Origin of the sequence: Actinoplanes sp. NPDC026623, assembly GCF_040638275.1 — a bacterium.
Classification (GTDB): domain Bacteria; phylum Actinomycetota; class Actinomycetes; order Mycobacteriales; family Micromonosporaceae; genus Actinoplanes.
Window position 1 is genome coordinate 1 of the sequence record NZ_JBEZXZ010000285.1, and the last position, 8,675, is coordinate 8,675.

9 protein-coding genes and 1 pseudogene are annotated in these 8,675 nt (G+C 73.3%); 6 read left to right on the top strand and 4 right to left on the bottom strand.

The genetic code is table 11. The features are described from left to right. The 3 genes and pseudogenes from AB0F10_RS42150 to AB0F10_RS42160 form a co-directional block, all read right to left on the bottom strand. Positions 1 to 180, bottom strand: a pseudogene (locus AB0F10_RS42150) (SAM-dependent methyltransferase); the annotation flags it as partial. A gap of 19 nt (positions 181 to 199) precedes the next feature. Then, positions 200 to 1,558: an ATP-binding protein gene (locus AB0F10_RS42155; protein ID WP_360639207.1), complete on the bottom strand. Its 1,359-nt coding sequence runs from the start codon at positions 1,556 to 1,558 to the stop codon at positions 200 to 202. A 2-nt stretch (positions 1,559 to 1,560) separates the two neighbouring features. Next, positions 1,561 to 2,229 (bottom strand): response regulator transcription factor, encoded by a 669-nt coding sequence (locus AB0F10_RS42160; protein WP_360639210.1) that lies wholly within the window; start codon positions 2,227 to 2,229, stop codon positions 1,561 to 1,563. A 101-nt stretch (positions 2,230 to 2,330) separates the two neighbouring features. Here AB0F10_RS42160 and AB0F10_RS42165 point away from each other — a divergent pair, with 101 nt between their 5' ends. From AB0F10_RS42165 to AB0F10_RS42175, 3 genes are read left to right on the top strand one after another with little or no spacing between them, the layout of a single operon-like run. Beyond that, positions 2,331 to 3,437: a hypothetical protein gene (locus tag AB0F10_RS42165; RefSeq protein WP_360639213.1), complete on the top strand. Its 1,107-nt coding sequence runs from the start codon at positions 2,331 to 2,333 to the stop codon at positions 3,435 to 3,437. Beyond that, on the top strand, positions 3,434 to 4,366 hold the full coding sequence (locus AB0F10_RS42170; RefSeq protein ID WP_360639216.1) for an ABC transporter ATP-binding protein: 933 nt from the start codon (positions 3,434 to 3,436) through the stop codon (positions 4,364 to 4,366). Before AB0F10_RS42165 ends, AB0F10_RS42170 begins: the two co-directional genes overlap by 4 nt. Further along, positions 4,353 to 5,213: an ABC transporter permease subunit gene (locus AB0F10_RS42175; RefSeq protein ID WP_360639219.1), complete on the top strand. Its 861-nt coding sequence runs from the start codon at positions 4,353 to 4,355 to the stop codon at positions 5,211 to 5,213. The genes AB0F10_RS42170 and AB0F10_RS42175 overlap by 14 nt, the downstream gene beginning before the upstream one ends. Positions 5,214 to 5,223: 10 nt before the next feature. Here AB0F10_RS42175 and AB0F10_RS42180 read toward each other — a convergent pair whose 3' ends face one another. Then, positions 5,224 to 5,409 (bottom strand): hypothetical protein, encoded by a 186-nt coding sequence (locus tag AB0F10_RS42180; protein WP_360639222.1) that lies wholly within the window; start codon positions 5,407 to 5,409, stop codon positions 5,224 to 5,226. A 266-nt stretch (positions 5,410 to 5,675) separates the two neighbouring features. Here AB0F10_RS42180 and AB0F10_RS42185 point away from each other — a divergent pair, with 266 nt between their 5' ends. Genes AB0F10_RS42185 through AB0F10_RS42195 form a run of 3 tightly spaced genes read left to right on the top strand, consistent with a single transcriptional unit; the run spans position 5,676 to position 8,580 of the window. After that, a complete protein-coding gene (locus AB0F10_RS42185; RefSeq protein WP_360639225.1) occupies positions 5,676 to 7,091 on the top strand; it encodes a serine/threonine-protein kinase in 1,416 nt (471 codons plus the stop codon). A gap of 17 nt (positions 7,092 to 7,108) precedes the next feature. Further along, entirely contained in the window at positions 7,109 to 7,999 is an 891-nt protein-coding gene (locus AB0F10_RS42190) for a methyltransferase domain-containing protein (protein WP_360639228.1), read from the top strand. Further along, positions 7,987 to 8,580: a dihydrofolate reductase family protein gene (locus tag AB0F10_RS42195; RefSeq protein ID WP_360639231.1), complete on the top strand. Its 594-nt coding sequence runs from the start codon at positions 7,987 to 7,989 to the stop codon at positions 8,578 to 8,580. Before AB0F10_RS42190 ends, AB0F10_RS42195 begins: the two co-directional genes overlap by 13 nt. Positions 8,581 to 8,675: the final 95 nt, after the last annotated feature.

Below are 8,675 nucleotides of genomic sequence, written 5' to 3' on the forward strand. Positions count from 1 at the left end.
CCGGGCGGGCGCGGCGGCGAGCGCCGCCCCGGTGAGCGCGCCGGTTCCACACCCGACATCCAGCCACGACCGGCCGGCGGGCGCGTCCAGCCAGGACACGAACTCGCGCGCGACCGGGCGGCTCCACCGCCCGACGTACGCCTCGTAGGCCTCGCCGGCCTGCCAGACCTCCCGGTCCATGAGGTGATACTAGGCCGGATCAGGCCGACGGCAGCCTGACGTCAACGCGCAGGCCGGGCGGCGGGACGGCGCCGCTGAGCGCCACCGTTCCGCCGTGGCGCCGGACCAGTTCGCGGACGATCGCCAGCCCGAGCCCCGAGCCGCCCGCGTCGCGGGCCCGCGCGTCGTCGAGCCGGGTGAACCGGTCGAACACCCGCTCGCGCTCCACCGCCGGGATGCCCGGCCCGTCGTCCGAGACCGAGATCAACTGGTACGCGCCGTCCGACGCCACCAGCAGCCGCACCGACGAGTTCGCGTGCCGGACCGCGTTGTCGAGCAGGTTCGCCACCACCCGGCCGATCGCGTCGCGCTCCCCCACCGTGCGCAGCGGCACCGCCGGCCGCTCGTACTCGACCGCCGGGTAACGGGCGGCGACCTCCGCGAGCAGCTGGCCCAGCTCGACCGCCTCGGGCCGGCGCTGCAGCGCCCGGGTCGTCTCGTCGTCGGCGCGGGCCAGCAGCAACAGGTCGTCGACCAGTCTGCTGAGCCGGTCGACGTCGGTGAGCAGGTCGCCGGCGAGCGCCGGCCAGTCCGTGGTGTCCGGCAGCCGCTGCGCGACCTCCAGCTCGGTGCGCATGTTGGTGAGCGGGCTGCGCAGCTCGTGCGCCGCGTCGGCGACGAAGGCCCGCTGGCGGCCCCGGGCCGCGTCCAGCCGGTGCAGCATGCCGTTGAGGGTCACCGCCAGGCGGTGGATCTCGTCACGCGAGTCCGGCACCGGCAGCCGGCCCGGCCGGGCCCCGCCGGTGATGTCCTCGGCGCCCGAGCGCAGCGCCTCCACCGGGCGCAGGGTGGCGCCGGTGACCCGCCAGGCGACCAGCGCCAGCAGCGCGACCAGCGGCGGGAAGATGATCAGCAGGATCCAGCGGAGCAGGTGCAGGCCCTGGGTCAGGTCGGCGGTGGGGCGGGCGACCAGGACCCGCATCGGCTCCGCCGCGGTGCCCGCGTTCACCGCGACCACCCGGACCCGCCCGTCCAGCCCGATCCGGCGGCCGGGGATGAACCGGCCCTCGCCGTCGGCGAGCGCGTCCAGCTCCGCCGGATAGAGGATCGGCACCAGCCGGTCGGCGCCCGCGGACACCGCGCGCACCCGGTCCCGGCCGTCGACGACCTGCACCCGTACGCCCGGAGCGGCCGGCAGCGGATCGCTCACCGTGCCCGCGTCCACCAGGTCGGCCACGGCGTTGGCCGTGCCGAGCGCCTCCTTGTTCGCGGTGCGCAGCAGGACGGAGTTCATCGTCGCGATCAGCACCACGCCGCCGCCGACCAGGCCGACGGAGAGCACCACCACCGAGACGATCAGCAGCCGGGCCCGCAGGCTGAGCCGGCGCAGCCAGGCCACGCTCAGCCCCCGTCGACGGTTGCCAGCCGGTAACCGGCGCCGCGGACGGTCTCCAGCCGGTCCCGGCCGATCTTGCGGCGCAGGTAGCCGACGTAGACCTCGACCGCGTTGGCCGCCGTGTCGAGCGCCGCGTCCCAGACGTGGTCGAGCAGTTCGGTCTTCGAGACGACCTCGCCGGGGCGGCGCAGCAGGTATTCCAGCAGCGCGAACTCTCGGGCGGTCAGCACCACCGGCGCGCCCGCGACGGTGACCTTGCGCTGCGCCGGGTCCAGCTCCAGGTCACCGTGGCGCAGCACCGCGGGCCGCTCCGGTGTGCCCCGGCGCAGCAGCGCCCGCAGCCGGGCCAGCAGCACCACGTACGAGAAGGGCTTGGTCAGGTAGTCGTCGGCGCCGCAGTCGAGGCCGTCGGCCTGGTCGTACTCGCCGTCCTTGGCCGAGAGCATCAGCACCGGCAGCCAGTGCTCCTCGGCACGCAGCTGCCGCACCACCCGGTAACCGGACAGCCGGGGCAGCATGACGTCGAGGATCATCGCGTCGTAGTCGCCGTGGCGGGCCAGCTCCAGCCCGTCCTGGCCGTCCCCGGCCACGTCCACCGCGAATCCCTCGGCCTGCAGGCCCCGCTGCAGGGCAGCCGCGAGCCGCGCCTCGTCCTCCACCACCAGCAACCGCACCCCACTACCTTGGCATGCCGGGGGCAACCCCTAGGGGCTCTTCTCAGCGGCGTCACAGGCCACCCGGCGCAAGATGGCTGCAGTCAAGGGGAGGACTCATCGTGAATGTGTTCAGGTCAAGGCCCGCGCTGCGCTGGCTGGTTCCGACCGCCGCGGCGGTCGTTGTCATCGGCGGCGGCGCGGCCGCCGGCACCATCGTCGCCAGCGCGGAGCCGTCGCTGCCCGAGCGCAGCGCCGCCCAGCTGCTGGTCGACGTGCAGAACGCGAAGGTGGATGGGCTGTCCGGCACGGTCGTGCAGACCGCCGATCTGGGCCTGCCGTCGCTGCCCGGGCTGTCCGGCGGGGCCGGCGGCGTCGACATCATGAAGCTCGTCGCCGGCAGCAACACCGCCCGCGTCTGGTACGCCGGCGAGGACAAGGCCCGGTTCGCCCTCATGGGCACGCTCGGCGAGACCGACGTCATACGCAACGGCTCCGACGTCTGGATGTGGCGCAGCAGCGACAGCTCGGCCACGCACTTCAAGCTGCCGGCGCCCGGCAAGGACCACAAGCCGGCGGCGCTGCCGACCGGGGTGCCGTCCACCCCGCAGGAGGCCGCCGACGCCGCGCTCGCCGCGATCGACCCGAGCACCGCGGTCTCCACGACCGGTGCCGCCAAGGTCGCCGGCCGCAACGCGTACGAGCTGGTGCTCACGCCGCGTGACACCGCCTCGCTGGTGGGTCAGGTGCGCCTGGCCATCGACGCGAAGCAGCACATCCCGCTCGGCGTCGACGTCTACGCCAAGGGCGCCAACGCGCCGGCCTTCCGGGTGGCGTTCCAGCAGGTCAGCTTCGACGTGCCGGACGCCGAGCAGTTCAACTTCAACCCGCCGCCGGGCACCAAGGTGAACGAGCCCACCAAGGCCGACATCGACAAGAAGCGGGCCGAGGCCGAGCACAGCGCCGCGAAGCGGCCGGAGGCGCCCGCGGGCACCAAGGTCGTCGGCGAGGGCTGGACCGCCGTGGTGGTGGCGAAGCTGCCGGCCGGCGACGGCGCACAGCGCGGCCAGCTCGACGGCCTCGTCAACACGCTGCCGAAGGTCAGCGGCGCCTGGGGCAGCGGGCACCTGCTTTCCAGCGCCCTGTTCAGCGCCCTGGTGACCGACGACGGCCGGGTCCTGGTCGGTGCGGTGGCCCCGGAGAAGCTGTACGAGGCAGCCGGAAAGTGACTGACCTCGCGGTCGCCACACAGGGGCTGACCAAGCGGTTCGGCAGCCAGGTCGCGGTGGACACCGTCGACCTGGCTGTCCCCCGCGGAGCCGTCTACGGCTTCCTCGGCCCCAACGGCTCCGGCAAGACCACCACGATCCGGTTGCTGCTCGGCCTGATCAGCCCCACCTCGGGCGGGCACGAGCTGCTCGGCTCGGCGATGCCGGACCACGCCGCCGACGTGCTGTCCCGCGTCGGCGCGCTGGTCGAGGGGCCCGGCTTCCACCCGTACCTGTCGGGGCGCGACAACCTGCGCCGCCTCGACGCCGCGGATCGCACGGCCGAGGCCCGGACCGCCGACGCCCGGATCGCCACGGCGCTCGACCGGGTCGGGCTGGCCGCCGCGGCGGCCAAGCGTTACCGCACCTACTCGCTCGGCATGAAGCAGCGGCTCGCCATCGCGGCCACCCTGCTCATGCCCCGCGAGCTGCTGATCCTGGACGAGCCCACGAACGGCCTGGACCCGCAGGGCACCCGCGAGGTGCGCGCGCTGGTCGGCACGCTCGCCGCCGAGGGCGCGACGGTGCTGCTCAGCACCCACCTGCTCGCCGAGGTGGAGCAGGTTTGCACGCACGTGGGCGTCATGCACCGGGGCAAGCTGGTCGCCCAGCAGCCGCTGTCGCAGCTGCGGGCGGACGCGGCGCCGCGGGTACGGGTGCTGACCGATCAGAGCGCGCAGGCCGCCGGGGTGCTGCGCACGCTGGGCCTGACCGAGGTCGCCGAGACCGCGGCCGAGGCCACCGGGCAGCTCGGCCCGGTCGCGCCGGAGAAGATCGTCGCGGCCCTCGTGCACGACGGCGTCGCCGTGCGCGGCTTCGCGGTCGAGGCGCCCAGCCTCGAGGACGTGTTCGTCTCCCTGACCGGAAGAGGCTTCAATGTCAGTGGCTGAGGCACCGGCGGCACCGGTACGCCGGTTCTCGTCCCGCTTCCTGCGCTCCGAACTGCGGCTGATCGCCGTGCGCCGGCGCAACCAGGCCGGCTTCGCCGCGCTGGCGGCCGTGCCGATCGTGCTCGCGGTCGCGATGAAGGTCGCCACCCCGGACAGCTCGGACCGGCCCGGCGGCGGCCCGGACTTCTTCGCCCAGATCACCGGCAACGGCTTCTTCGTGGCGCTGGCCGCGCTGGGCGTCGAGCTGACCCTCTTCCTGCCGATCGCGATCGCGATGGTGGCCGGCGACGCGGTGGCCGGCGAGGCCGACCAGGGCACGCTGCGCTACCTGCTGACCGTGCCGGTGGGCCGGACCCGGTTGCTCGCGGTCAAGTACGCCGGCATCGTGGCCTGCTCGTTCCTGGCCCCGCTGGTGGTGGCGGTCTCGGGGCTCGGCATCGGCCTGATCCTGTTCGGCGGCGGGGACGTCACGCTGCTCTCGGGCACCCAGGCCGGCCTCGGCGAGGCCCTGCTGCGACTGCTCAGCGTCTGCCTGTTCCTCGGCGTGTGCCTGTCCGCGCTCGGCGCCGTCGGGCTGTTCCTGTCGACGCTCACCGTCCAGCCGATGGCCGCGACGATCACGCTGACCATGCTCAGCGTGGCCAGCTTCGTGCTGGGGCAGATCCCGCAGCTCGACTGGCTGCATCCGTACCTGTTGACGCAGCACTGGCGCGACTTCGGCGAACTGCTGCGCGATCCGGTGTCGTTCGACGCGCTGACGCCGGGGCTGCTGTCGGCGGGCGCGTACATCCTGGTGTTCCTGACGGCCGCGTGGGCCCGCTTCGCCGGCCGCGACATCGCCAGCTGAACCCCGGTGGTCAGGCGGTCCGTGGTGGGAACGGCGCGATCTCGTCGGCCCACTGCCCGGCCGCCCGCACGAGGTCGCCGGGGGCGACGTCCAGCCAGTCTTCCGATTCGTCCGGATCGCCGGGCGGCGCTACGCCGAACTGGTAGCCCAGCGGCCTGATCCGCAGCCGCGCGCCGTCATCAGAGCTGATCTCCACAACGCATTATGGCCGCCGGGCCTGACCAGATAGGAGATTGGCGGCGGCCCGGACAATTCCCCAGAAATCGCCCGATCCGCCGGCGTCCGCGATGGACAGCCCGCGTTCCCAGGCGGCCCGGCCCGCAATCGTGCGATTGCGGCGACGGCCGTCACTGTTTCGAGGCTGCCAGGTCCGGTTCCGGCGTGCGACAATGTGTTCAAGATCAGCGCCTGGACGACCCACTCTGTGGGTGACGGGTCCGGACGACCGCCAGGAGGCTCACCATGCGATCTCTGGCAGGCCGTTATCGAGTCGAGCACGCGGTCGGATACGGCGGCAGCGCCGTCGTGCACAGCGGCTACGACCGGACGCTCAAGCGTCGTGTCGCGATCAAGCTCTTCTCCCCCTACCGGCCCGACAGCGGCGCGCCGGCCGTCGACGTGCTGGGCGAGGCCCGGGCCGCGGCCGCACTCAACCACCCGAACGTCGCCCGCGTCTACGACTACGGCGAGGCCACCGAGGGCGATCAGCGGCACCCGTTCCTGATCATGGAGTTCCTCGACGGCGACACCCTCGCCGACCGGCTCGCCGCGGCGGGCGCGCTCGAATGGTCCCGCGCCTGCGAGATCTGCGCCGATGTCGCCACGGCGCTGGCCGCCGCGCACTCGCACGACCTCGTGCACCGCGACGTGAAGCCCCGCAACGTCATGCTCACCCCCGCCGGCGTCAAGGTGCTCGACTTCGGCATCGCCGCCCTCGCCGGCCAGAACAGCTACGACACCCACGGGCGGCTCTGGGGCACCCCGGCCCACCTCGCGCCGGAGCAACTGCGCGGCGAGCCGACATATCCCGCCGCCGACGTCTACGCCCTCGGCCTGCTGCTGTTCGAATGCCTCACCGGAGCCCGGGCCTGGCCGGGCACCAACGTCGGCGAGATCCTCGCCGCCCGCCACCAGCAGCGGGTGCCGCGGCTGCCCGGCATCGCCGGACTCCCCCGCGACATCACCCGTCTCTACGACGAATGCACCGCCGACGACCCGGCACGGCGCCCGTCGGCCGCCGAGGTCGCCGACGTGCTGCGGCGGGCCGCCGGCAAGGTCCCGACCGTGCGCCCCGCGGCCGCCCTCACCCGCGTCATCCCGCCGGTGCGGCGCAAGCGCTCCCGCACCCGCGCACCCATCACGGCGTCGATCGCCGTCGCCGCGGCGATCGTGTGCATCGTCGGGCTCCAGGTCGCCAACGGCAACTCGACGCCGGGCAGGCGACCGGCGGAGGCCGCCGTCGACGGCCCGCCCGCACCCACCCAGGCGCCGCAGCCCGGCATCACCCCGACGCCGACCTCGAGCCAGTTGCCGACGGACGTGACCTCGGTCCACAGGATCGCCGACGCCCGGACCCGCGAGGCGGCGCCGCCGCGGCATCCGAAGCCCCCGTCGACGCCGGCGAGCGAGAACCCGACCACCGCGCCGACCACCGCGCCGACGGCCGACCCCACGCCGACCGGCCCGGCGCCGACGACCACGGAGCCGGACCAGCCGACGACGCCCCCGGACAACACCGAGCCGCCCGCCGAGCCGACCGACCCGCCGCAGGACCCGGACCCGGGCGACCCGCCGACGACCGAGGCGGCGCCGGCAGTGGAGATCGTCCTCGCCGGCACCAGCACGCTGCCACAGCCGGCGAGCACGCAGGCGGGCTGAGCGCGGGCTGCGCTGCGGTGGACCCCGAGGATCTGAAGACGTTCTACGAGGACCCCACGCTGCTGCGTGACCGGCAGCGGACCTACGCCGTACCGTTGAGCGGCAGAAGCTTCGTCGAGTGGGTCCTGGATCTCCTCGACCTCGAACCGGTGCGCGACGTGCTCGACGCGGGCGCCGGGGTCGGCCGCTTCACCATCCCGATCGCCCGCCGGCTCGCGGGGCGGCCGGCCCGGGTCGTCGCGTGCGACCTGTTCGGCGGCATGCTGGAGACGATAGCGGCGGCCGCGGCGCAGCAGAATCTGGCCGTGGACACCCGCGCCTGTGACATCCAGGCCCTGCCGTTCGACGCCGACGGCTTCGACCTGGTCCTGGCCAATCACGTGCTCTACCACCTGCCCGACATTGATCAAGGCGTACGGGAGCTCGCCCGCGTGACACGGCCCGCGGGCACCCTGGTGGCCACCACGAACGCCGACGACATACCCGTGGCGGTTGTCGACCTGCACCTCGCGGCCCTCGATCGAATCGGGTTCCCATCGGAGCCGGAGGGGGCGTCGGCGTTCTCGTTGCGCAGCGGCGGGGAGGTGCTGCGGAAATCCTTCCGTGAGGTTCGGACGCACACGTTCCGCGACCAGCAGGTCTTCGACGGGGCCTCGTCGCTGGTCGCCGCGTATTGCACGACCGGGCGGTTCCGGGCGGCGTCGGGCCGGGCCGGGATCGGGGCGGCCAACCTCGTGCGCGCCGCCGAGGCCGTCGCCTCGGAATGGGTCGACCGGCGGGGCGGAAGGCTGGTCAGCCCGATCGTCATGGGCGCGTTCGTCTGCACCGGTCCACGCGTTCAGACCGGCTCCGGTACGGTCCAGAACACAACTGGTTGCTTGGAAGGGACACGACAATGGCGTACGTGACCAGCGACATCACCGTCTCCGCCGACGGGTTCGGGGCGGGGCCGAACCAGGCGCTGGAGCACCCCCTCGGCGAGGGTGGCGAGCAGTTGCACCGCTGGATGTTCGAAACCCCTGACGAGAACGCGGCGGAGGTGGCGGCGATCACCGCAGCGGACGCGTTCATCATGGGCCGCAACATGTTCGGCTCCGGTCGGGGCGACTGGGATCCGGCCTGGACGGGCTGGTGGGGCGACGATCCGCCGTACCACAAGCCGGTGTTCGTGCTTACCCACCACCCGCGGGAGGACGTGCCGATGCAGGGCGGCACCACGTTCTCGTTCGTCACCGGGGGGATCCACGAGGCGCTCAAGCGGGCACAGGACGCCTCCGGGGACGGTCGGATCGCTGTCGCGGGCGGGCCTGGGACGATCAACCAGTTCCTCACGGCTGGTCTCATCGATGAGCTTCGCGTGCATGTTGCGCCGGTTGTGCTTGGTGGGGGTGAGCGGCTGTTCGACAGGGTGCCGCCGGGTCGGCTCTCTCAGGTCTCTGGGCGGTCGGCTTCGCTTGTCACCCATATCGTTTATCGGGCGGTTCGCTGATCGTTTTGTGGTTGGCATCATTTGCTTGCGGTGGACGGGTGGGGCCGGGGGTGCCCACGAACAGCGTAGAAACGAACCACCAGCAGTTCGTGGGC

Bases quoted from the DNA above. Each gene is read 5' to 3' on its own strand.
- AB0F10_RS42185 (WP_360639225.1), top strand. From the start codon at position 5,676: ATGCGATCTCTGGCAGGCCGTTATCGAGTCGAGCACGCGGTCGGATAC.
- AB0F10_RS42175 (WP_360639219.1), top strand. From the start codon at position 4,353: ATGTCAGTGGCTGAGGCACCGGCGGCACCGGTACGCCGGTTCTCGTCC.
- AB0F10_RS42195 (WP_360639231.1), top strand. From the start codon at position 7,987: ATGGCGTACGTGACCAGCGACATCACCGTCTCCGCCGACGGGTTCGGG.